The organism is Acinetobacter sp. YH16042, from assembly GCF_013417245.1.
Lineage (GTDB): Bacteria > Pseudomonadota > Gammaproteobacteria > Pseudomonadales > Moraxellaceae > Acinetobacter > Acinetobacter amyesii.
This window is the reverse complement of the sequence record NZ_VPEJ01000011.1, coordinates 38,527-62,836: the sequence shown is the minus strand read 5'-3', so window position 1 is coordinate 62,836 and position 24,310 is coordinate 38,527. Positions and strand designations below refer to the sequence as shown.

Sequence of the window (24,310 nt, the reverse complement as noted above, 5' to 3'; positions counted from 1 at the left end):
TTTTAATTTCTTGTAACATTTATACTGAAATAGCGTTAAATTAACGCCTTGTGTCTGTGTTCTGCTTCACTACAATGGCATATCTAAAAAATAAATTTTATATGAGTTGTCTGGATTTTTTTATGTATAAATCAACTGCGACTGTCTGGCAGCCTACGTTACCACAAATTTTTAAATTTACAGTCTTGGGTTCTGCGCTCGCAGCTCTTGGTCTGACGGGCTGTTCTTCATCGCAAACGACTAAGCAGAACTCAGCAAGTAAACAAGTCGGCTCAAACTTTCTCGATGCCAATAGTTTAGATTCACTCGAAGATTTACTTTCTGCAACAGACATGCGTGCCGTAGAAGGCGATCGCCTTTTAGTACTTAAGCATGGTGATGTCTGGAAGCGTATGACTGTGGGTTTCAAAATGGATTTGAACCACTGGGATACGCGAATTGAAGCGCAGCGTAGTTGGTTTATTTCACGTCAACCATATATTGATCGTTTAAGTGCGCGTGCGTCCCGTTATTTATATCACACGGTTAAAGAAGCAGAACGTCGTGGTTTGCCGACTGAGTTGGCGTTATTACCAGTGATTGAAAGTTCTTATGACCCAGCAGCAACCTCAAGTGCAGCCGCAGCAGGCTTATGGCAATTTATTCCAAGTACTGGACGTATTTACGGCTTAAAACAAACCTCAATGTATGATGGTCGTCGTGACGTAGTGGAATCAACGCGTGCAGCTTATGAGTTTTTAGGTGCGCTACATAACCAGTTCGGTTCGTGGGAATTGGCTTTGGCTGCATATAATGCAGGGCCGGGCCGCATTCAACAGGCGATTAACCGTAACCGTGCGGCAGGTTTGCCAACGGATTATTGGTCACTAAAACTGCCCCAAGAAACCATGAACTATGTCCCACGTTTCTTGGCTGTTGCTCAAATTATTAAAAATCCAAGTGCTTATGGCGTAAGTTTACCGCCAATTGCCAACCGTCCACACTTTCGTGAAGTGGCTGTAGGGCCTGCAAATTTAAATGAAATTGCATCTATTACCGGTTTAAGCCGTGCAGAACTCTATGCACTAAACCCTGGTCATCGTGGCGATGTGATTGATAGCAGCAGCCCAATGCGGATTTTAATTCCTGCGGATGTGAGTCCATCAGTCGATGCACGTTTGAAAAAATTACAATCAGGTAGTTCATCAGGTTATTGGGCAAGTAATTCAACTTATAACTTACCAAAAAATAATGTTGAAATAACACCGTCACGTGTTACTCCGCCGGAATTAAATAGTAAAACTATTCAGCCTGCAAAAGTGACGCCACCTACGCTGACAGCACAGCCGACTGTGACAGCTTCTGCCAAACCACCTGTAGTCGCTGCAACGGTAACGCCAAGTATTCCGTCAGGAACGAAAGGCAAAACACCAGTGGGATCATCTGCTTTAGCTGCATTTGCATCGAATAGTGATATTCCAAGTGCGCCGCGTATTCCAGTCGCTGTAACACCTTCGACGCCTGTGAAAGCCGTGTCTGTCGAGCCACCACTCAGCGCAAATGAGCGTGAGCAAATCATGGCGGCTATTAAAGCCGAAGGTGAGACCAAAACAGTCGATGAGGTATTAAAACCAGTAGCGACTAAAGCAGAACAAGAAGAAGTCGTTCAGGAAATTAAAGCTATTGCGCCGAAAGGCACTGAAATTGTCGATCCTTATGATGGCAAGATTAAGTTGACTGCGATTCAGACCAGTCAGTCAATTGCAGACCAACAAGGTAAAGAACTGACGAAAGGGTTCTCTTACCCTAAAAGCGTGGCTGAAAATACAGGTGCAGATTCCGAAGAAGCCAAACGCAACCAAGGTAAAAATGTCATTCGTACAGATTCTGAAATTGTAGTTGTACCACCTAAAGGTAAACGCAGTACTTATACAGTTTTGGCGGGCGACACATTAGCGTTGATCGCGATGAAAAATGGCGTGAATTGGCGTGATATTGCAGCTTGGAACCAAATTTCGCCAGATTCGACCTTGTATGTCGGTACGACCATCTATTTATATGATGCGAAACCGATTGTGCAAAATAATGAAGAATCGAAAGCTAAGCCTATCGCAGATAGCTATGTGGTGAAAGCAAATGACAGTCTTACAGCTGTTGCGAGTCAATTTGGTTTAAGTACGAAGCAACTCGCCGACTACAATGGTTTAACCACCACGAGTGGTTTATATGTTGGACAGAAATTATCCCTAAAAGAAACGCCTGCATCGAAAGCAAAATTGGAAGCTGATAAGAAAGCCGCTCAAGTTGTCGAAAAACCTGCAAAAGTTCAAACCAAATCCTACACGGTAAAACGTGGTGAATATCTAAAACTCATTGCAGATCGTTATGCGCTGTCAAATCAAGAGTTGGCAGATTTAACAACTGGCTTAACGGCTGGCAGTAGCTTGATGGTGGGGCAAAAAATTAATGTGCCATTACAAGCTGTAGCAGAAGTTGAGAAGCTCGAAAGCAAAGTCGTGAATCGCATTGAAAATGTCAAAGTTGATCCTGCGTATAAAGTTGAAAGCTATAAAGTGCAGCGTGGTGATACGCTTTACAGCATTGCGACGCAGTCAAAAATCAGTTTGTCAGAATTGGCGAGTCTAAATGATATGTCGGTAAATAGTGGGCTGATGGCTGGGCAAAGCATTAAAGTTCCTGCAAGTTCAACTGTTCCGGATACATATGTGGTGCAGTCTGGCGATACACTGACAGGCATTGCTAGTCGCTATGATTTAGGCATGGACTATGTCGCAAATTTAAATGGTATAGAGCGTAGTTCTGGTCTACGCGTTGGGCAGAAATTAAAATTAACAGGTGATGTCGCACCGGTTAAAGTAGAAACCAAAGCTGAGGCGACCAAAATTGAAAGCAAAACCAATACACGAACGAATTCCGTTGATGCGACCGATATTCATGTGGTGAAATCAGGTGAAACATTGGGTGTGATTGCGAAGAAATATCATCTTCAATTACGTTATTTAGCTGAATTAAATGGCCTAAATACCAATAGTGCGATTCGTGTAGGGCAGCGTTTAAAAGTAGATGGTGAACTACCTGCTGATGTAGCTAGTAAAGCAACTGAAACCAAAAAAACGGAAGCTAAATCCTCTACGAGCAATGTGAAACCAACAAATACTGAAAGCTATACTGTGAAATCAGGCGAGTCTTTAAATTCGATTGCTAGTCGGACAGGTTTAACTGTGGCAGCATTGGCTGAATTAAATAACTTGAATCCGCGTGCTGGGCTTCGTGTCGGTCAAAATTTACAAGTCCCTAAAACTATCAGTGAATACCGTATTAAACGCGGCGATACATTGATTGGTTTAGCAAGCCGTTATGGACTTGATACATCAAAACTTGCTGAAATGAATGATATACAACCGTCTGCTCAGTTACGTATTGGTGAAGTCATTAAAGTACCAAACTGAGTCCAAACATTAAGGAGTTAAGTTGAATGTATTCTGCTTCAACTTCGCGTTACGTGTTTGGTGTGACTTTGAGCATACTTTCAACAGGGGCGTGGGCTGCGTTGCAGACCACGCCTTTTCTTGCCATACATAGTAGCCCTCAATATCATCAATTACAGGCAATGCCCTATGCCAATCCTCTTGCCAATAAAGGGGGATATATCACGACCTCGAGTATTGGGAGTTTTGATAATTTAAACAGCATGAATGGAAAAGGGCGTTCTGTTGAAGGTATCAATTATCTTTTTGATAGCTTGATGAGTTCATCTTTAGATGAGCCGGGTGTGATGTATCCATTGCTTGCCGAAAAGGTGACATTTGACCCGAAAAAAACTAATTTTGTTATTTTTCATTTAAACCCAAAAGCACGGTTTAGTGATGGTTCTGAACTCACTGCTGAAGACGTTAAATTTAGTTTTGATACCTTTCAAACTAAATCAAATCCCGGTCTACAAATGTACTTAGCGGATTTGGACAAAACAGATGTTTTATCTAAATATCAGGTGAGGATGAGTTTTAAATCTGGACACAACACTGATATGCCCATGATTTTGGCGCAAATGCCGATTTATTCCAAAAAAGATTGGGCAAAAAAAGATTTTACTCAAATTACATTGCAGCCCATATTAGGCTCAGGCCCTTACACAATTGAGACGATCGATGCAGGTAGGAGTATTCGCTACAAGCGCAATCCTGAGTATTGGGGGCAGAACTTAGCTGTTAATCGTGGTCGATATAATTTTAACCATCTGAAATATGTATATTACCGCAGTCCTGACATTGCCTTTGAAGGCTTTAAAGCAGGTCAATTTACGTTATATGAGGAAAAGACTGCACGTAATTGGGTGGGAGCGTACAATTTTCCTGCTTTTAAAGACGGTAAAATTGTCAAATATCGCTTTAAACATGAACGACCGATTCCCACAAAAAGTCTCGTATTTAATACTCGTCGTGCGCCATTTAGTGATATTCGCTTTCGACAAGCTTTAACCTATGCTTATGATTTTGAATGGCAAAATAAAGCATTATTTTATGGGCAGTATCAGCGTTTGCAGAGTTATTTTAGTAATAGTGTGCTAGAAGCGAAGGGGAAACCCTCTATCCAAGAGTTGGATATTTTAAAACCGATGTTATCGCAACTTGATCCTATTCAACGACAGGGAGTTTTATCCAATTGGCAATATCCCGTTTCTGATGGCAGTGGATTTAATCGAAAAAACCTTCTGCATGCACGCCAACTGTTATTGAATGCGGGTTATCGTTATCAAGACGGCAGATTGGTGGATGCAAAATCTCAGCCTGTGAAATTCGAAATCTTGATTCAGCAACAAGATTTGCAGCGAACCTTAATGCCATTTATACGAAATTTGAAACGTTTAGGTATTCAGGTGTTATTACGACAAATAGATGGGCCGCAATACACCGAGCGTATGCGAAATATTGACTTTGATATGATCGTGGATGAAATGCCTCAATCGCTCACTCCAGCAGGTGAGCAAGCTCAACTTTGGGGCAGTCAAGCAGCCGATCAAGTGGGTAATTATAATTATGCAGGGATTAAAAATCCTGTGATCGATAAGCTCATTCAACAGGTGATCAATGCTCCAAATCGGGAGGAATTGATTATTCGTACGCGTGTTTTAGACCGCCTGCTCAGAGCGGGTTATTATCAAATTCCAATGTTTGGGCAAAGTGAGAACTGGTTTGCCTATTGGCATATGTATAAGCAACCTTATGTCAAACCTAAACTTTCTGCAGGGATTGACTATTGGTGGAGTGATGCAGCTCAAGCCAAGCAAATAACACAATATCTACGGCAGCAATAAATACACCTGAATGACAAGGAATGTGAAAGCAACATGGGCACATATATTTTAAAAAGATTGCTCCTGATTATTCCAACATTGTTTTTCATTTTACTGATTAACTTTGTCGTGATTCAGATTGCGCCGGGAGGACCTGTTGAGCAAGCTATACAGCAAGCAGAATCCTTTCAAGGTATGGGAAACACAGATGGTGGTGAAACTGCGACGACAGGCAGTAAATACCAAGGTGCAAAAGGCCTCAGTGAAGAAATGGTGGCAAAAATCGAAGCGCAATATGGTTTCGATAAACCATTATTCGAACGTTTTTGGCTCATGTTAAAGGGCTATGTAACGCTAGATTTTGGTACAAGTTTCTTTAAAGATAAGCCTGTGACTCAGCTGCTTTGGGAAAAGCTGCCTGTATCCTTATCCCTTGGCTTATGGAGTACCTTGCTGATCTATATGGTGTCTATTCCATTAGGCATTAAAAAAGCCCGTCAACATGGTCTGTTATTTGATAAAAGTACGTCTATTTTATTGGCTATCGGCTACGCCATTCCTGCTTTTGCCTTTGCCATTTTACTCATTGTCTTTTTTGCAGGTGGTTCATATTTTCAGTGGTTTCCTCTGCAAGGTTTAGTTTCAGAGAATTTCGCTGAGTTAAGTGTATTTGGCAAAATTGCAGATTATTTTTGGCATATGGCGTTGCCTTTGTTTGCTATGGTAATTGGTGGTTTTGCAGGCTTAACTTATCTGACCAAATACTCTTTTATGGAAGAGTTGAATAAGCAATATGTTCTTGCTGCTCGTTCTAAAGGTTTGACCGAATCACGTGTGCTGTATGGGCATGTATTTCGTAATGCAATGCTCATTGTCATTGCTGGTCTGCCAGAAGCATTGATTGGGATCTTCTTTGTGGGAAATCTATTTATTGAAATTATTTTCAATTTAGATGGTCTGGGATTGTTGGGGTTTGAAGCCATCGTACAGCGCGATTATCCAGTCATTTTTGGCACCTTGTTTATTTTTACCTTGATGGGGCTGATCTTAAGATTAATCAGTGATGTCATGTATCAAATGATTGATCCGCGAATTAATTTTGATTCGCAGGGGGCAAAATAATGTCTCCGATCATGCAAGCACGTTTTCAACGTTTTAAAGAAAATAAATTAGGCTTTACATGCTTTATCAGTTTTGCCTTGATTTTTATGTTGTCCCTAGCTGTCAAGTTTATTGCCAATGATAAACCGCTCTTGGTTAAATACGATGATTCTTTATATGTGCCCGTATTGAAAAGTTATCCAGAAACCGCTTTCGGTGGGGTATTTGAAACTGAGGCAGATTATAAAGATCCTGTTGTTCAGCAACTGATAGAAGATAAAGGCTGGGCGGTTTGGCCACTGATTAAATTTTCCTATCAAACACCGAATTTAGAACTGGCTGTGCCCGTACCATCTGCACCAACTGCACAAAATTGGCTCGGTACCGATGACCAAGGGCGTGATGTGCTCGCACGTATTTTATATGGATTACGTGTGTCGCTCCTGTTTGGTTTTGCATTAACTTTTGCTTCAGCCATATTGGGCATCATGGTTGGGGCGATACAGGGCTATTATGGTGGCTGGGTAGACCTCATTGGTCAACGGATTTTAGAAGTCTGGGGCGGACTACCGATGCTATTCATGGTGATGATTTTGGTCAGCATGTTTACGCCGAGTGTGTATTGGCTCTTTGTCATTATGCTGCTGTTTGGCTGGCCCACTTTGGTCGGCTTGGTTCGTGCAGAGTTTTTGCGTGCTCGTAATTTTGATTATGTCCGTGCAGCACGGAGTCTTGGCGTTACAGATAGCACCATTATGTTTCGGCATATCTTACCAAATGCGATGAGTTCCAGTCTTTCACAGCTACCTTTCATGCTCACGGCAAATATTACGGCACTGACAGCCTTAGATTTCTTAGGTTATGGCTTACCGCCTGATGCCGCGTCCTTAGGTGAGTTATTGCTTCAAGGGAAAAACAATCTGAATGCACCATGGCTTGCCTTATCGGGGTTTTTTACCTTAGCGATCGTGCTGTCTTTATTGATTTACATTGGGGAGGCGACACGTGATGCATTCGATCCTAGACGTCAATAATCATCAAGTTAATGTACCTTCCATCGTATTAGCGGTTGAACATTTACATATTTCCCATGCAGCACAGGTCTTGGTTGAAGACCTGAATTTTAATTTGCATGCAGGTGAAACGATAGCCATTGTTGGAGAAAGCGGTTCTGGTAAATCGATTAGCAGCCTAGCTATACTCGGTTTGTTGCCAAGTGATCTGCAGGTCACAGGCAGCGTCAGCCTGAATGGACAGAATATTCTTGGACTGAGTCCTGAGCAGCATCGAAACATTCGTGGACAGAAAATTGCCATGATTTTTCAAGAGCCGATGACGGCCTTAAATCCCTTACATCGTGTGGAAAAGATTGTTGGTGAGTCATTGTTGTTACAGGGATGGTCGAAGGCAAAAACACGACAGCGCGTTATAGAATTATTAAATGATGTGGGTATTCCTGATGCTGAAGATAAGTTAAGGCGCTATCCACATGAATTATCAGGCGGGCAGCGGCAACGTGTCATGATTGCCATGGCATTGGCCTTAGATCCTGATATTTTAATCGCTGATGAGCCAACCACGGCTTTAGATGTCACTTTGCAGGTGCAAATCTTAAATTTATTAAAGTCGCTACAACAGCAGCGCAATATGGCGATGATATTAATTAGCCATGACCTGAATTTGGTCAAGCGCTATGCCGAACATGTGATTGTGATGAATCGTGGGCAAGTGGTGGAGCAAGGTGGTGTTCAGGAAATTTTTGAGCAGCCGAAGCAGGCGTATACCAAAAATTTATTAGACCATGATTTTGGTTCAGCAATACAGGTTTCGCAAACGCAGACACTTTTAGAATTACGCCAGTTAGGAGTGAAGTTCCCAGTCAAACAAGGCTTATTGAACCGCATTAAAAATTATGTCGTTGCGGTAGAAGCTTTGGATTTAACAGTGGCTGAAGGTGAGTCGATCGGTATTGTTGGTGAGAGTGGTTCAGGGAAAAGCTCTTTAGCACTGGCTATTGCTCGGCTCATAGAAAGTGATGGTGAAATTATGTTAAATCAACACGCCATCAATCAACTTTCAGAAAAACAGCTCAGACCTTTACGTCGTGAATTTCAAATCGTCTTTCAAGATCCATTCAGTAGTTTAAATCCACGGCTCAATGTAGAGCAAACCATTGGCGAAGGTTTGGCCTTACAGCATTTATCTGCAAATGAAATTGTACAGCGTATAGATGAAGCTTTGCAGAAAGTCGAATTAGCCAGCTCATTTAAGCAGCGTTATCCACATGAATTATCGGGTGGGCAACGGCAGAGAGTCGCCTTAGCACGTGCGTTGGTATTACGTCCTAAATTATTGATACTCGATGAACCCACATCGGCACTAGATCGGACGACACAAAAAGCCATCGTGAAGCTGCTACGGCGTTTGCAGCAAGAATTTAATATGAGTTATTTATTTATCAGTCACGATTTACACGTGGTCAAAGCCCTGTGTCAAAAAGTGTTGGTACTGCGCCATGCCAAAGTCATGGAATTTCAAGACACCGCAGATCTATTTGCACGACCACAAACGGACTATACCCGTAAATTAATTGAAGCCAGCCAATACTAAAATCAAACTTATGGATATTTTGACAAGTGTCATTGTCAAAATATCCTTGACCTTTAGAAAATAATAATTAGAGTAAATACTCAGGACTTATTATTTCATTTTGGACATTGTCATGAGCCATTTAGCTGAAAGCTTTAAAATTCGTAATACCACGTTTAAAAATCGCATCATCAAAGGTGCAATGAGTGAAGCATTGGCCAATACCGCAGGCCAACCCAATCACTTACATTTTGGGTTATATGAAGCTTGGGCGAAGGGTGGTTTAGGCTGTGCCATTACCGGTAATGTCATGGTGGATTTTTGTGCTAAAAATGAGCCGGGGGTTGTGGTCGCTGAAACAGAGCGAGATTTGGCGCAGTTAACACAGTGGGCTGAGTTAGGTAAGAAGCACGGCATGGTGCAATTGGTTCAACTTTCACATCCGGGCCGTCAATGTCCTAAAGGTTTAAATAAAGAAACGGTTGCACCATCTGCTGTGCCATTTAGTCCGATGTTAGCTACAACTTTTGGAACACCGCGCGAACTTCGTGAAGATGAAATTTTAGATATTATTCAGCGTTTTGCACGTGCCGCACACATTTGTGAAAAGGCAGGCTTCGAAGGCGTGCAATTGCATGGTGCACATGGTTATTTAATTAGTCAGTTCTTGTCGCCACTGACCAATAAACGTCAAGATCAGTGGGGCGGTTCAAATGAAAATCGCATGCGCTTTTTGCTTGAAATCTATAAGGCAGTTCGTGCTGCGACGACCGATGATTTTATCATTTCGGTCAAACTGAATTCTGCTGATTTCCAACGGGGCGGAATTAGCGAAGCAGATGTGATTGAGGTTTTTAAGGCAATCGATGCCGCAGGGATTGATATGATTGAAATCTCGGGCGGTTCCTATGAAGCGCCAGCGATGGCGGGTGCTAAAGAAGAAAAACGTAAAGCCAGTACCATTGCTCGTGAAGCTTATTTCCTCGATTTTGCGGACAATATCCGTAAAGAAGTGAAATGCGCGTTAATGGTTACCGGCGGGTTTAGAACCGTCCAAGGCATGAATGCTGCACTAGACAGTGGAGCTTGTGATTTTATTGGTATTGCACGTCCATTTGCTGTTGAAGTCGATTTGGCTGATCATTTATTGGCGGGGCAGGATGTTCGTTACGGCGTAGATAAAATTAAAACTGGCATACCGATGATAGATAAAATGGCGATTATGGAAATTATTTGGTATGCCGCACAGTTTAAATCGATTGGTGAAGGAAAACTGCCAAATCCTAAACTTTCGCCCTTAAAAGTGTTTTTTAAATATCTCAAAGGTAATTTAACCGCGGTCATTAAAGGGCAAGTCAATTCACGTAAGTCGGCTTAATCAATCATTGAATTTTTAGAATCAGGGCAACCGACATATATTCATGTTATGGTTGCCTTCATTCATATCAATATTGCTTACAATAAAAATGTCTAAAATTTTAATATTAACGGTCATTCTTTCGGGGCTCAGTTCTGCCCTCTATGCCCAGTCCGTATTTCAGACGGGAGATATTATTTTTCATATCTCAAAGTCACAGCAAAGTTTAAGCATTCAAAAGGCCACACATTCGCCCTATAGTCACATAGGTATGATCGTAAATAAAAATAACCAAACGTGGGTGCTTGAAGCCATTCAACCTGTGCAATATACCGCTTTAAATCAATGGATCACGCGTGGGGAAAATGCTCACTATGTGGTGAAAAGGCTCAAACAACCCTTAAATGTGCCGCAGAAAACGAAGCTGGTACAAAATGCTGAAAAGTACTTGGGCAAACCCTATGATATTTACTTTGAATGGGATGACCGTGCAATTTACTGTTCTGAAATTGTTTGGAAAGCTTATCAGCATGCTTTAGGAATCGAACTTTCTCCATTACAACAACTGAAACAATTTGATTTAAAACAAAATGAAGTACAGCGTCTAATGCGGCAGCGCTATGGTCAAAAAATTCCGCTAGATGAGCAAGTGATTGCCCCTAAGGCCATTTATGATTCAAAACTTTTAAAAGAAATATTTAGAAATTAAGGCAATAAAAAAGCCCAAGTCGCAATGCTTGAGCTTTTTAATGAGTGGTTAAAACCAACTCGAATATGGCGTCCCTACGGGGATTCGAACCCCGGTTACCGCCGTGAAAGGGCGATGTCCTAGGCCTCTAGACGATAGGGACAGTACAGAAAGCAAATTTTAAAACCGTTTATTTCAGTCTAAGTTTTTAGACTAAATAATGGCGTCCCTACGGGGATTCGAACCCCGGTTACCGCCGTGAAAGGGCGATGTCCTAGGCCTCTAGACGATAGGGACTTAATAAAATGTACTTCTGAAAAATTGGCGTCCCTACGGGGATTCGAACCCCGGTTACCGCCGTGAAAGGGCGATGTCCTAGGCCTCTAGACGATAGGGACGTTTCAGAGGTGGGCGTATATTAGGGTGAAAATCGGGGGGTGTCAAACGCTTTTCTATAAATAAATTCAGTTTTTGTTGTTGAGTGCATAAAATTAAAACAATTTGCTAAAAATGTTTGAAAAATACATTATTTATGTCGATTTTTTCAACACTTGTAAGATTGTAGCAATAACTTCTGGATGCGTTAAATATCCGCCAATATCGTGAGGGTGTTCAATCGATGTCTGAATTTGCTGGTTGATAATGGAGGGTTGAAAATCAAATGGTGCCTGACTCAGCGGAAAAGCGCTGAGAAAATCATCATGTGAATAAAAGTTTAACCAATCGCCTGAAATTGCATCAGGCCGCTGTAAAGGCTGAGGTAAGTGGGCTTGGATGACACGAAAAGCCAAAGGTGAGCCTAAGGTGATAAAGCGCTGTATGTTGAGTTCAGGATGTAGCAGTAAAAAATGATACGCAATCACGCTACCTAATGAATGTGCAATCAACAGGGTGGGTTTCGTTTTATGTAATTGCTCATGCAGACGAGTATGAACTGCCTGAATAAAGTGTGGATTGGATAAATAGAGATAAGTTTCGACCAAAAATTTATGCAAAAGTGTGGCATGTAATTTTGGGAAATAATTCATTAAAACTGCAAAATCGCGTAGGGCAAGATCTTTGCCGAGTGCGGTGATCGATTTGAATGATTGGCTCAATCCAATAGCATCATTGAGGGTGATGTCAGGTAGATTGTTTTGTACGGCGTGATGCTCAAGTACTTTTGGTGATTTTTCTGGGAGTTCAGTGCGATGGATAAACGGAAAATGTGGCCACGTTTGAGGTGTCAAGGTGCTGGCTTGAAGCATATTCTGCAAATGATAACGCGTGAGTAAGTCCCCATAAAAAGGCATGCGCATATGGTGCTGTATATACGATAAAAAAGTCTCTTGATGGCTTTGCTTTAAGCCTTGAGACAACAGTGCAAGCCAATGCTGTTCAAGCGAACGAGCAGTTTGTTGCTGTTGATTCATGCCATGGATAAAGATGATCTGCATATTGCACCTCATCGACGGACCAGTTTTTATTCTACTTTTATTAAAATATAGCCATAAAAAAAGAGCAACCGAAGTTACTCTTTTATCGTGTTTGGTGGTATGACAACGCAGATCAATCTTTGTTGTGATACAAGGTGTAGTAGCTGATATAACACGCCACAATGAAGATCATACAGCAGATAAAGCCAGTCAACATTTCTGGGTCAAATACCATACTAATACAGGTAATAAGACAGAATACAAAACCGAGTATTGGCACGATTGGGAAGAGTGGTGCAGCAAAAGCTAAATCTTTGGCAGTTTTGCCTTCTTTATACCACTGACGACGGAAGTTGAATTGGCTTAAACAAATACTCATCCATACCACCACCATGGTAAATGCCGCAACACCTAACAAGTTTTTGAAGATGGTTTCTGGTGCAAATTGCTCAGAAAGTAAGCCCGGCATACCACCGATCATGGTCACAATTACTGCAACATAAGGAATACCGCGCGAGTTCACTTTAGAGAACACTGCAGGTAATTGCTTACTATAGGACAATGACCACATCATTCGAGATGCAGCAAATAAACCTGAGTTTGCAGCAGAAAGTAGGGCTGTGATAATCACAAAGCGGATGATGTCTTCTGCATAAGGAATACCAATGTGCTGGAATACTGTTACGAAAGGTGAACTACTTACACCTTCGGCAGATAAGCCAGCTTCTTGATGGGGCAATAATGCAGTAATAACAACAATGGTACCTACAAAGAAAATCAACAAGCGGAAAATCGCCGTGTTGATGGCTTTAGGTACATTTTTCGCTGGATCTTTGGTTTCACCCGCAGCAACACCAATCAGTTCAGTACCTGAGAATGCAAAGTTAACAATCAACATAGTAGCGAAGATTGGGAATAAACCTTCAGGGAACCACCCTTGTGCAGTGAGGTTGCTAAACAGTGGTGCAGCTTCATAGCCTCGATAGCCTAAAACACCAAAAATGGCCAATAGACCTAAAATAATAAAGGCTACAACGGTAATCACTTTGACTAAAGCTAGCCAAAATTCAGATTCAGCAAACCATTTGGTTGAAATCATATTCAAGCAGAATACAAAAGCACCAAAGATTAAGGTCCACATCCACATAGAGCTGTCTGGGAACCATTCCTGCATTAAAAGTGCAGCAGCGGTAAATTCAGTTCCTAGCGTTACTGACCATGTCAGCCAATACAGCCAAGTGATGGTATAACCCGTACCCGGTCCGATATAGCGTTTAGCATAAGCGCCAAATGAACCTGATTCTGGCATATGTACAGCGAGCTCGCCTAAGCAAAGCATCACCATGTAGGCGATAATACCGCCTAAAAAATACGAAATAATGGCACCTACAGGCCCCGTTTGTGCAATGACTTCACCCGAACCAAGAAATAAACCAGTACCGATTGCGCCGCCAAGCGAAATCATCACCAGATGTCGAGTACTCATAGCGCGTTTTAACGGCGCAGAATTGCCCTGATGCGAAGCATCATTCGGAGAATGAGATGACTGCATAGAGAAAAAGGAGATTCAAATAATGAAGCGAGTAATTGTAGAGAAGAATGCAATGATGATGCAATCAATTAATATAAATTATAGATAAATAAACTTTAAGTTTGTCAGAACTGACAGAAGAATTGGCGTCCCTACGGGGATTCGAACCCCGGTTACCGCCGTGAAAGGGCGATGTCCTAGGCCTCTAGACGATAGGGACGTTTCGAGGTGCTGCGTATATTAAGGATTTTTATTTTAGGTGTCAAACCGATAATTAGAAAAAAAGAGAGAAAATATATCAGATTGATTAAAAAGATAGCAAAATAACTAAAACTAATTTATTTTCAAATAAATATTTAGAATTTAAGTTATAAAATGGATAATGTAATTCAACACCTAAAAGATTTTCAGACACTGTATGCTGCCTTAATAGGAGCGACAGGTTTGATTTTAACTTTCTTTTTTACAGCATTAATGACATTTCGATTTCATAAATCAGATAAGTTAGCGGAGCAACGACTCAAGATATACTTAGAACTAACAGAAAAATATATAGATTTTTTAGTCTATCTGGAATTAACTAGTCAAGGTGTATTTTTGGAATCTATTGATCAAGAAAATGAAATAATGAAAAAATACAAAGAAATATTAATTATTTATAATAAATTTTGTTTACTTAGTACTTCATTAACAAAGAAAAAATCAATGGGGCTAATGAATGAGCTTCAAAAAATTTATGAATTGGCAAAAAAATTAGATGTAAAAGATCAAAAGGAAGTATTTATATTTATTCAAAATTTAAAAGCTGTCGAAGATGAAGGAATTAAATTTTCCTGGATATTAAGAAAAGAATTAGAAGTTGCCACAGATTTGAAAATTGAAAAAGAATTGATTTAAATAAAAAGCACTTTCGTGCTTTTTATTTAATAGGCATATTTAAGCTTTATCGTGATATAACCAATAATAACCTACATAACATGCCGCCATAAAGATCAGGCAGCCAATAAAGCCTGAAAGCATTTCAGGATCTGCAGCCATACTTAAACCTGTTGCGGTACAGCAGACAAAGCCAAGGATTGGAACCAGTGGGAACCATGGTGTACGGAATTTAAGTTCTGACACGCTATGACCTTGTTTCAGCCATTGGCGACGGAAGTTAAATTGACTCCAACAAATACTCATCCACACGATCACCATAGTGAAAGCGGCAACCCCCATCAAGTTTTTGAAGATCACATCTGCGCCAAATTGTTCTGACAATAGACCTGGTAAACCACCGATCATAGTGACCAATACAGCAATATAAGGCACACCTGTTTTGCTTAATTTGCCGAAAGCACGTGGTAATTGTTTTTGTGCAGACAGTGCCCACATCATACGCGATGCAGCATATAAACCAGAGTTAGCTGTAGACAGTAAAGCTGTAATAATGACGAAACGAATTAAGTCTTCTGCATAGGGAATGCCCATCAGGTTAAATACGGAAACGAATGGGCTACTACTTAAGCCGCCATGTCCACCAACATTTAAACCTGCATCGGTATAGGTCAACAGTGAACTGATGACGATAATAGTGCCGACAAAGAAAATGATTAAGCGCCATACCGCAGCATGAATGGCTTTAGGCACATTCTTTTCAGGGTTTTCAGTTTCACCTGCAGCGATACCAATCATTTCTGTACCATTAAAGGCAAAGTTCACAATCAATAATGTGGCAAACAGTGGGAACAAACCATTTGGCAGCCAACCATGTTCAGTCAAATTGTGGAACATTGGAGCTGATTCATAGCCTTGGAAAGGCACGAAACCAAAGATGCAGGCAAAACCAAGGATGATGAAAATCAATACTGTTGCAACTTTCACCATGGATAACCAAAATTCTGACTCTGCGAATGCGCGTGTAGAACTTAGATTAGAAATCAGTACACCAGCAGCAAAGATCAGTGTCCATAACCAAATAGAGGTTTGTGGAAACCATTCCTGCATCAAAATAGCCGCCGCAGTAAATTCTGTACCTAAGGTGGCAGACCAGCCCAACCAGTACATCCAAGACACCATATAACCGGTACCCGGGCCAATATAATTTGTTGCAAAAGCACCAAAAGAGCCAGAAACAGGTAAATGTACGGCAAGTTCACCCAAACAGAGCATGACCATGTAGGCAATTAGACCGCCAATAATATAGGCAAGTACAGCGCCCAAAGGCCCAGCTTGTGAAATAACTTCACCTGAACCCATAAACAAACCAGTACCAATTGCACCACCAAGTGAGAGCATCACAAGGTGTCGAGTCGTCATCGCACGTTTAAGCGATGGACTTTTACCTTCAGCAGACGAGTGTTGCGAAGGTTCAGAGGGAGAATGCATAGTGAAAAGAAAATTGAACGAAAGGTATATTTTATGATTGAATGCAGTGAAATTATTGATAAATCGAATTTTTCTTATAATGTGATAATACTGATCTAAAATTTAAATCTTTAGCACTGACCATTGGATTAATGGTCAGGAGTTTGATACTCAGCTTCAGAAGTTGCAGGTACTTGAGTTTGTTCTGCTACAGGGGCTTTGTTGTCATCACGACTCACAATATACAGATAGAGTGCAGATGGAAATAAGATGGCTAAAACCAAGAGCAACTTTTTAAACATAGGGTGTTCTTACATCAAAATAGATCAAGCTGAAGTATAAACAAAACCAGTCAGGCTGTAATTAATTAAAGTTTACGGTTTTTCTGTTCTAGATTAGACAGGATTACTTGGTAAATGTCAGGGTAGTGTTGTTTAAAGTTCCGTTGTTGCATGATCGTGATGGTTGAGGCATTTGGCTCGACACCCAGTTTTAAAATTTTTTGGGTTAACGCGAGTTGTGAGGAGCGACCATCAAAATGTGTATTCAGTAAGTTACCATCGGTATATTTAACTGTGAGTCCAATATTAAGTAGATAATCAAAAATATCAGGCAAACCAAAACCGGCAGCTTTATAGAGTAAATTATATGTTTCTGCACGATAGCCACGGCCGTATGTTTGATGTGTTTTTAATAATCCTAATGCATTATAAAATTCTAACTTGGCAATAATTTCTTGTTCATTAATAGAACCATCGCCATTTTTTAAAGTCCTATTGATAGTGTTAAAAGTGACATCGTTTGAGCTGGGTTTGCAATCCGCAGCAATCAATCGCTTGATATCTTGAAGTGGAAGTACAAGATGCGCTGTGTCACACATTTTTTTAACTTCTTTATTTTTCATTTTACTGCTTTGAATATTTTTATTTTCAAATTCCTGCACTATGGCTGACCAACCATATATGTTTATAAATTTATAATAACGAGACGTATCATTTGTCATCCCTTTGATCTTTTTAAAGTCTTGAATGTTTTTCACTGATGGTGCATTGGTAGAGAGATTTTGTGGTAATGGAGCATTTGCAAAGCAATGCATACTCATTAGCAGGCAGCTGGTAATAACGATGTTTTTCATGGTTTATGTGCTTTTATTAAATTGTAAACGTCAGGATATTTGGTTGAAAAGTCATTCTGTTCCATTTGTTTATAAACGTTACTATTGGGCTCGATTCCTGCATTCAGTAGTTTTTGAACCAAACTCACAGAAGGGTTACGGCCTTTGATATTGTCTAAAATTAAATTACCATCCACGCCCGTGTAATCGACACCAATACTCAGCAAATAATCAGAAACGTCTTCTAGTCCCCAACCAATTGCGTTAGATTGCAAAGAGCTTTTTTCTTCATACGGGCCAAATTTATACGTAACGTGTGTTTGTAAAACATTTTCCGATTTGTAGAATTTTAATTTTTCAATGATTTCGTTTTGATCTATTTTGCCTTCTGCATTGGTTAATGCGCCATTAATAATCATAGAGGATGAACGGCCATTGAGTGGTTTGCAATTTGCTTTAAATAAGCGTTTGGTTTGATCGGCAGTACTTAGACCCAGTGCAATTTCGCAAAGTTTTTCTTTTTCCCCTTTAGGCATTTTACTTTTTAGAATGGTTCCATTTTCAAAATCACGAACGATTGACTCCCAACCGTATTTGGTTGCTGTTCGATAATACTGTATTGCTTCTTCGCTCAATTTTTTTGGTTTTTTCGCTTGTATTTGAGTGTCACGATCGTTGGTTTTGGGAATAAAAGATTCTTGGTCATCATTCAATGCTGTTTGATTTGTCTGATTGGCATCGTGCTCAACAGTATTTGAAGGATTTGTCGGTAGGCTGGTTTCGGGTCTAAAAATGTAGATGAAGATACCGAGACATACTATGCACAGGCCAAAGAGTAAGATTATTTTTTTCATGTTTTATTCTATTTGAAAATGAATCAAGAGCGTTTTTAGGCGCTCTTGATAGGGGAAGTTTAAAATTTAAATGTGACATCAGCAATGAACTGTCGCCCAATTTCAGATCTAAGTCTGTTGGTCGACTCACTAATACCTGGGGTGGTATAGATATTATGTCGATTGGTAATATTGTTAATGGTTAAACCGAATATTGCTTTGTAGTCTTTAGCGAAATTGAAATCATAAGTGGTACGCATATCCCAACTAAATCGAGGTCTAATCGTATCTGTAGCATAGGCTTCCAACAGGACACCATCATGCTCAACTTTGTTTTTTAGTTTATACGTATCTTTATATTCAGATTTGTAGCTTAAGAAGTTATTAATCTTTAATGGTAAATTTGAAAACTCAATGTCCCAACCAAAACGAGCAGTCCAAGGCTGATTGAAATTTTCAACAGGACGTTCATTAAATTGGATGAGGCTGCCGTTAAAGATAATATCGCGATCTTCAGCAGCCGTATTACTGTTAACGTTATATGACTCAGAATAGTCTAAATAATTTTTTTCTGATTCAGTGTAATCAAAGCCAAAGTTAAACCCGTGCAGAGAGTTTTTATATACCACTGGCAGCGTATTTCTGAGTGTGAGTGTGTAAATGTCAGCTTTTGCTTTACCACTATTACTATATTCAAAATGATCGATGGTGTTGCTGGTGGTTGGATCAATAAAACGATTTTTTGTGATTTCATCTTTGTTATCGCGATTCACCCATTTTAGACCAAGGTTCCAGTTTTTAACTTGGCTATTAATGGCAAACACAATTTCGTCAGCATAAGGGGTCTTTAAATTGGCACGTTGAATATTGGAATTAGCTAATATTAAATCTGATAACCCAGTTTGAGTCCAATAGTCTTCAGTTTGATTTTTTGTGCGTTTTAAATTGTATTCCAAAAATGCAAGTTGATCTTGCAGTTCAGTGGCTAAGGTATAGTTTGCATAATATCGATTCCATCCCGTAGTGAAGGACAGAAGATCATTTTTTAGCGGTTTATAGTTAAAGGCAGTACGAGGTGCAATATTTAAATTTTTCGATAAGCTATCATAATCTGCACGTAAACCTAAACGCGCTGAAAAATTATCCCAAGTCGATGTGTTTTCAATGAAGGTATGCACACGTTGTTGGTCAATATTAACTTTACCTTTTTGATAATACTTGCCATTTGTTTGATATTGGCCTTGATAGTTATTTTCATCCGTTGCTTCATCACAAAGAATATCACCTGCCGTACAGCTAATGCCTGAACTAGATAAAAGTCTTAGGCTGATTATACATATAGGCATCGTTAGGCCGTTCCCATGCAACTTTAGAATAGTCATAGCCCATACCAAAGCTTAATTGTTGCATGCTGTTGCCAATCTGAATGGTATCAAACGCATTTTTTAGACTATACGAAAATGTATCTTGGTGTAATTCAATATCACTACTTGTGGCACCTTCACCAGGATTGGAACTCCAGTTTTTAGTTGGTGTTTGCTTCCAAAGAATGCCGGTAGTTGAATCATTTTCACGTGCTTGGCTTAGCGTTTGATAGCTAATATTTTGTTTTAATGTTGAATTATTGAGTTTACTTTCTAATTCACCAAAAAATGTCAGCGTTTCTGTATTGCTAATACTTTTTGAATTTATTCGCTTATCAACGAAATTTAGACTGTCCAAATCCCCTAAATCAAAGCCAAACTTCGCTTTGGTTGTGTCCGAAGGTGTGTAAAAAAGGGTAGTCCCTAAGTTGATATTATTACGCTCGCTTTTGACTTTACTGCGATCTTCTAAACCACTCATTACTGGAACGATGGATTCACGTTTAGAGGCATAACTATTGATGCCCCATTGTTCAGAGAGTTTGCTGTATAGATTCAGGCTTAGGCCGTGTTTTTTATATTCTTTATTATTTGATGATGTTGGATCTTCAAACTCTGCAGCTTCTTCTTCATCGGTAAAATGATAACGTGACCAATCACTTTCCGTGTAGTCGTAAGTAACGGAGCCGTGGATTTTGCCAATTTCAGTATTTGGTGCACAAGTTTCAGCATTAACTACACCACCTGTAAATTCGCCGTATGCTGCAGAAACATTACTATCGATCAATTCTAATTTACAAATTAAATCGGTATTTAGGGCAATCCCTTGTGAGCCACCATCAAGCTTGCCTGAATAGGAGTTGCCGCTTGCCAGAGGGTCAAGGTTATTGGTGGTATTGACGCCGTTAATTACAAATTTATTTCGGTAAGATTGCGCGCCATTAATAGAAATCTCGGATGGTCGTAGCTCAGCCTGTGAATCTGCAGAACGTTGTTCACGGCTAAACTGCACATTTGGATTAACTTTTAAAAAGTCTGTGATATTTTTCGAACTATTCGGCGTTTTTTCTAAATCTTCTTTGGTGTAGATGGTTTTACCTACTTCTTGCTTGGCTTTGACTTCAACCTCAATAGGTGTCATCGACACCGTATTGGTTTTGATTTCTTCGGAGATCTGGCTTTCATTTGCATACGTTTGAGATGCTAAAGCAGTCAAAATTGCGATATTAAGGGGAGAATAGGCAAAGCGCATGGCTGTCAATAATTATGCAGATAAAAACGATAGCGATTATCATTAAATTTACAAGAATAATCAATAGAAATGAGAATTATTTGCAATAAGTGATTTTTTAATACACAACAAATTCAATGAAAATTTTGAATAATCAGGAGAGATGGTGATGTGTATTCAATAGACTTGAATATTCAGCTTGGAGAAAGTCTGAATAAGAATTGGCGTCCCTACGGGGATTCGAACCCCGGTTACCGCCGTGAAAGGGCGATGTCCTAGGCCTCTAGACGATAGGGACGTTTAGAAGATGGCGGTATCTTATTGATCCGCCATCATAGTGTCAAGTAGGTGAGGGCCGAGTTTATTCAAAATATAGCAGAACAGTTCAGCGGTCTTCTGAGTATCGTAAAGTGCAGAGTGTGCTTCTTTACCATCAAACTCAATACCTGCCTGAATACATGATTTTGCCAGCACAGTTTGTCCAAACATTACAGCGCTCAAAGTCACTGTATCGAATACGGAAAAACTATGGAAAGGATTTTGATTTTTTGTCCCTGTACGTGCAATAGCTGCCTGTACAAACCCTAAATCAAAATGGGCATTGTGACCAACTAAAACAGCATGAGTGCAGTTTTGTTGACGACGTACTTCATTCACTGACTTAAAAATACGTTTTAATGCTGATTTTTCATCTTCAGCCATGGCCATACGCATCGGATTAAATGGATCTACACCAATAAAATCCAGTGAACGACGGTCAAGGTTGGCACCTTCAAATGGATTGATATGTGCATGGTGGGCTTCACCCGGTACAAAATTACCTTCTGCATCATACACAATAGGAATCGCTGCAATTTCCAGTAAGGCATCGGTCTGTGAATTAAAACCTGCTGTTTCGACATCGACAACAACAGGTAGGAATCCACGGAAACGTTGACCAATGACTGGTCGAGTTTCATCTGTCACACTTTTCTCCATTGGATGGTCTTACCCGCATACAACGGAATAATTTTTTCGCCATCCAAATAGTCTAAACTTTCAGGGATCACTTGATCTTCTTTTACCAAAGTAATGGTATTGGTATTTCGAGGGAGTCCGTAGAAGTCTGCACCAAAGTGGCTTGCAAAACCTTCTAAACGGTCGATTTTACCGACTTGATCAAATGCTTGAGCGTATAGCTCAATTGCTGTTGGTGCACTATAACATCCTGCACAGCCACATGCATTTTCTTTAGCATTTTTTGAGTGCGGCGCACTGTCTGTACCTAAGAAAAATTTAGGGTTCGCACTGGTCGCGACTTCGAGCAAAGTTTGCTGATGGGTTTGACGTTTTAAAATCGGTAAGCAATAGAAATGCGGTTTAATACCACCCACCAACATATCATTACGGTTAAACAATAAATGTTGCGGTGTGATTGTCGCAGCGACATTACGGTCTTGTTCTAATACAAAATGCGCAGCTTCACTTGTGGTGATGTGTTCTAGCACCAATTTTAATTTAGGGAACTGTTTTAACAGTGGAGAAAGTACTTCATCAAGGAAACGTTTTTCACGGTCAAAAATATCGACATGGTTATGCGTCACTTCACCATGTAAGAGTAATGGCACTTGGTGTTCTTCGAGTTGCTCAATCACACCATATACTTTACTAATGTCACTGACACCACTGTCCGAGTTCGTGGTTGCACCTGCTGGATAGAGCTTAATGGCATTAACATGCTCAGATTCTTTAATTTTTTTAACTTCACTTGCAGGTGTGTTGTCTGTGAAATAGAGCACCATGCGCGGGTCAAAGTGAACGCCTTCAGGAACATGTGCCATGATACGTTCACGGTATGCATTTGCTTCTTCAACGGTTTTTACCGGTGGTACGGTGTTTGGCATACAAATCGCGCGAGAGAATTGTTGTGCTAAATCAGGAACTGTACGCTTTAGGGCTAGACCGTCACGTAAATGTGCATGCCAATCATCTGGCTGAAGAAGAGTAATCGTATTCACAGCGATTCCAAGCTTGGAAATAAAACAAATGATAATGCAAATAATGTGAAAATGGTAACGAGATTTCTGTACAAATGACTGAACAGATATAAATAAAGAATAAAACTGTGGTATTTTTAAATGACTAAAAGAATTAGATAAATGCTTGGAAATGGAATACAAGTATAACCTTGCAAAGTTGCAATACGATAAAGAAAAAATAGAGGAACTGATTACACGGCAAACTCGTCGTGTAGGGGAAATGTTTCCTAAAAAACTGGAAACTCAATTTTGGACTTTAAGTCTCGATCGTGCGCAAACCAACATACGTCATTTTTTTTGGATGGGAGTGTTGATCTACTTTGTGCTCACGATGCTGATCATTCCCGGAGATTACTGGATAATTAATCAACAGCATTTTGTGCATGATTTTATTCGTTGTTTGCTTGGTCAGCTCAATGGTGCGCTGTGTCTTTTGGCTTTATATACCTTTGCCCGTTACGACCGTCTGAAGCCTTATTTTTCACATGCCAGTATGTTTGTAGTGTTTTGGGCTGTTATTTCAATGTCTTGGCTCACCATGACCGTGTATACCGAAGCACTTAAACATCAGGCCATGATGATCCTTTGTATGATTTACATCTTGAGCTATATTTTGACGGGGGTTAAACCAGTCCAAATGTTGATGTCTGGATTGTTGGCTGCTGTGGTCACCATGTTGATGCTTTTTTCATTAGAAGTGAAATTTGATGTGATGGTATTGGGGCGTGTACTGATTGGAAGCTGTGTATTGGGTTTTGCAATCAGTAAGATGCTCTGTGCGCGTGAACGGATGATATTTTTGAATATGCTGCGCGCGGATATTAGTGAAAAAATCCATCGTATTCATACCACAGAGCTTTTACATTTAAGTCAGCATGATGAATTAACCAAGATTTCAAACCGACGTACTTTTGATGAAATGCTTGATACCTTTTATGAGCAATCTCGACGTAATAACACCTCGCTTGCTGTGCTATTTATCGATGTTGATCATTTTAAAAACTATAACGATTTCTACGGTCATCAAAAAGGCGATGATGTAATTTCAACCATTGCCAAAACCATTAAAAATGCCATTCGACATATGGATTTTGTAGCGCGATATGGTGGTGAAGAATTTGTGGTTTTATTGCCTGAAACCGATGCGCATGGTGCTTATGCGGTAGCGTCAAATATTTATAAAGCAATCGATCGTTTAGAAATTCCACATGCCAAATCACAGGTTTCAAATCACGTCACTATTAGTTTGGGTATTACGGTATATCGTGCTGAAAATATGACGAAGGATGAACTGTTAAATATTGCCGATCAGGCGTTGTATCGTGCGAAACAATTAGGCCGGAATCAAATTTACTATCAGTCGATTCGTTCAGCACATGTGGCTTAATGTTTAATAAAATTGAGAACTTCTCTGAAATCGGCAATAAAAA

At 40.1% G+C, this 24,310-nt stretch carries 19 protein-coding genes and 5 tRNA genes; 9 read left to right on the top strand and 15 right to left on the bottom strand.

Annotation, left to right across the window (positions count from 1 at the left end):
* The first annotated feature begins 122 nt into the window (after positions 1-122).
* The 7 genes from FTV37_RS09745 (at position 123) to FTV37_RS09715 (ending at position 11,049) form a co-directional block, all read left to right on the top strand.
* Positions 123-3,449, top strand: a complete 3,327-nt coding sequence (locus FTV37_RS09745; protein ID WP_180063719.1) for a LysM peptidoglycan-binding domain-containing protein — start codon at positions 123-125, stop codon at positions 3,447-3,449.
* Between the two features lie 26 nt (positions 3,450-3,475).
* On the top strand, positions 3,476-5,314 hold the full coding sequence (locus FTV37_RS09740) for an extracellular solute-binding protein (RefSeq protein ID WP_180063717.1): 1,839 nt from the start codon (positions 3,476-3,478) through the stop codon (positions 5,312-5,314).
* A gap of 33 nt (positions 5,315-5,347) precedes the next feature.
* Entirely contained in the window at positions 5,348-6,415 is a 1,068-nt protein-coding gene (locus FTV37_RS09735; protein WP_168379372.1) for a microcin C ABC transporter permease YejB, read from the top strand.
* Positions 6,415-7,428: an ABC transporter permease gene (locus tag FTV37_RS09730; RefSeq protein WP_180063715.1), complete on the top strand. Its 1,014-nt coding sequence runs from the start codon at positions 6,415-6,417 to the stop codon at positions 7,426-7,428. Before FTV37_RS09735 ends, FTV37_RS09730 begins: the two co-directional genes overlap by 1 nt.
* Complete coding sequence (locus FTV37_RS09725; protein ID WP_180063743.1) at positions 7,403-9,004, top strand: ABC transporter ATP-binding protein; 1,602 nt, start codon at positions 7,403-7,405, stop codon at positions 9,002-9,004. Before FTV37_RS09730 ends, FTV37_RS09725 begins: the two co-directional genes overlap by 26 nt.
* 112 nt (positions 9,005-9,116) lie before the next feature.
* Positions 9,117-10,361 carry an NADH:flavin oxidoreductase/NADH oxidase family protein gene (locus tag FTV37_RS09720; RefSeq protein WP_180063713.1) on the top strand — a complete coding sequence of 415 codons (1,245 nt, stop codon included), beginning with the start codon at positions 9,117-9,119 and terminating at the stop codon, positions 10,359-10,361.
* A gap of 88 nt (positions 10,362-10,449) precedes the next feature.
* Entirely contained in the window at positions 10,450-11,049 is a 600-nt protein-coding gene (locus FTV37_RS09715) for a YiiX family permuted papain-like enzyme (protein ID WP_180063711.1), read from the top strand.
* A gap of 66 nt (positions 11,050-11,115) precedes the next feature.
* Here FTV37_RS09715 and FTV37_RS09710 read toward each other — a convergent pair.
* From FTV37_RS09710 to FTV37_RS09685, 6 genes are all read right to left on the bottom strand, one after another.
* Positions 11,116-11,191, bottom strand: a tRNA-Glu gene (locus FTV37_RS09710).
* Between the two features lie 58 nt (positions 11,192-11,249).
* Positions 11,250-11,325: transfer RNA gene (locus FTV37_RS09705), tRNA-Glu, on the bottom strand.
* A 25-nt stretch (positions 11,326-11,350) separates the two neighbouring features.
* Positions 11,351-11,426: transfer RNA gene (locus FTV37_RS09700), tRNA-Glu, on the bottom strand.
* 132 nt (positions 11,427-11,558) lie between these two features.
* Positions 11,559-12,464 (bottom strand): alpha/beta fold hydrolase, encoded by a 906-nt coding sequence (locus tag FTV37_RS09695; RefSeq protein WP_180063709.1) that lies wholly within the window; start codon positions 12,462-12,464, stop codon positions 11,559-11,561.
* A gap of 112 nt (positions 12,465-12,576) precedes the next feature.
* On the bottom strand, positions 12,577-13,995 hold the full coding sequence (locus FTV37_RS09690) for an amino acid permease (RefSeq protein ID WP_078189154.1): 1,419 nt from the start codon (positions 13,993-13,995) through the stop codon (positions 12,577-12,579).
* 123 nt (positions 13,996-14,118) lie between these two features.
* Positions 14,119-14,194, bottom strand: a tRNA-Glu gene (locus FTV37_RS09685).
* Positions 14,195-14,349: 155 nt separating this feature from the next.
* Between FTV37_RS09685 and FTV37_RS09680 the strand changes: the two genes are divergently transcribed.
* Entirely contained in the window at positions 14,350-14,871 is a 522-nt protein-coding gene (locus FTV37_RS09680; protein ID WP_180063707.1) for a hypothetical protein, read from the top strand.
* Positions 14,872-14,910: 39 nt separating this feature from the next.
* On the opposite strand, the gene FTV37_RS09675 is transcribed toward FTV37_RS09680, so the two are convergent.
* The 9 genes from FTV37_RS09675 to pyrC all read right to left on the bottom strand — a co-directional run bounded on the left by FTV37_RS09675 (position 14,911) and on the right by pyrC (position 22,859).
* Positions 14,911-16,341, bottom strand: a complete 1,431-nt coding sequence (locus FTV37_RS09675; protein ID WP_180063705.1) for an amino acid permease — start codon at positions 16,339-16,341, stop codon at positions 14,911-14,913.
* A 128-nt stretch (positions 16,342-16,469) separates the two neighbouring features.
* Positions 16,470-16,622 carry a hypothetical protein gene (locus FTV37_RS09670; protein WP_168379378.1) on the bottom strand — a complete coding sequence of 51 codons (153 nt, stop codon included), beginning with the start codon at positions 16,620-16,622 and terminating at the stop codon, positions 16,470-16,472.
* Positions 16,623-16,687: 65 nt separating this feature from the next.
* Positions 16,688-17,359: a hypothetical protein gene (locus FTV37_RS09665; protein ID WP_180063703.1), complete on the bottom strand. Its 672-nt coding sequence runs from the start codon at positions 17,357-17,359 to the stop codon at positions 16,688-16,690.
* A 92-nt stretch (positions 17,360-17,451) separates the two neighbouring features.
* Positions 17,452-18,288, bottom strand: coding sequence for a hypothetical protein (locus FTV37_RS09660; protein ID WP_180063701.1), 837 nt, complete (start codon positions 18,286-18,288; stop codon positions 17,452-17,454).
* Positions 18,289-18,347: 59 nt separating this feature from the next.
* Complete coding sequence (locus tag FTV37_RS17910) at positions 18,348-19,613, bottom strand: hypothetical protein (RefSeq protein ID WP_257224275.1); 1,266 nt, start codon at positions 19,611-19,613, stop codon at positions 18,348-18,350.
* Positions 19,576-20,883 (bottom strand): TonB-dependent receptor plug domain-containing protein, encoded by a 1,308-nt coding sequence (locus FTV37_RS17905; protein WP_257224274.1) that lies wholly within the window; start codon positions 20,881-20,883, stop codon positions 19,576-19,578. Before FTV37_RS17905 ends, FTV37_RS17910 begins: the two co-directional genes overlap by 38 nt.
* A gap of 201 nt (positions 20,884-21,084) precedes the next feature.
* Positions 21,085-21,160, bottom strand: a tRNA-Glu gene (locus FTV37_RS09650).
* Positions 21,161-21,180: 20 nt separating this feature from the next.
* Entirely contained in the window at positions 21,181-21,840 is a 660-nt protein-coding gene (gene rnt / locus FTV37_RS09645) for a ribonuclease T (protein WP_078192915.1), read from the bottom strand.
* Positions 21,825-22,859, bottom strand: a complete 1,035-nt coding sequence (pyrC, locus tag FTV37_RS09640; protein WP_111885770.1) for a dihydroorotase — start codon at positions 22,857-22,859, stop codon at positions 21,825-21,827. Before pyrC ends, rnt begins: the two co-directional genes overlap by 16 nt.
* 151 nt (positions 22,860-23,010) lie before the next feature.
* Between pyrC and FTV37_RS09635 the strand changes: the two genes are divergently transcribed.
* On the top strand, positions 23,011-24,267 hold the full coding sequence (locus tag FTV37_RS09635) for a diguanylate cyclase (protein ID WP_180004192.1): 1,257 nt from the start codon (positions 23,011-23,013) through the stop codon (positions 24,265-24,267).
* Positions 24,268-24,310: the final 43 nt, after the last annotated feature.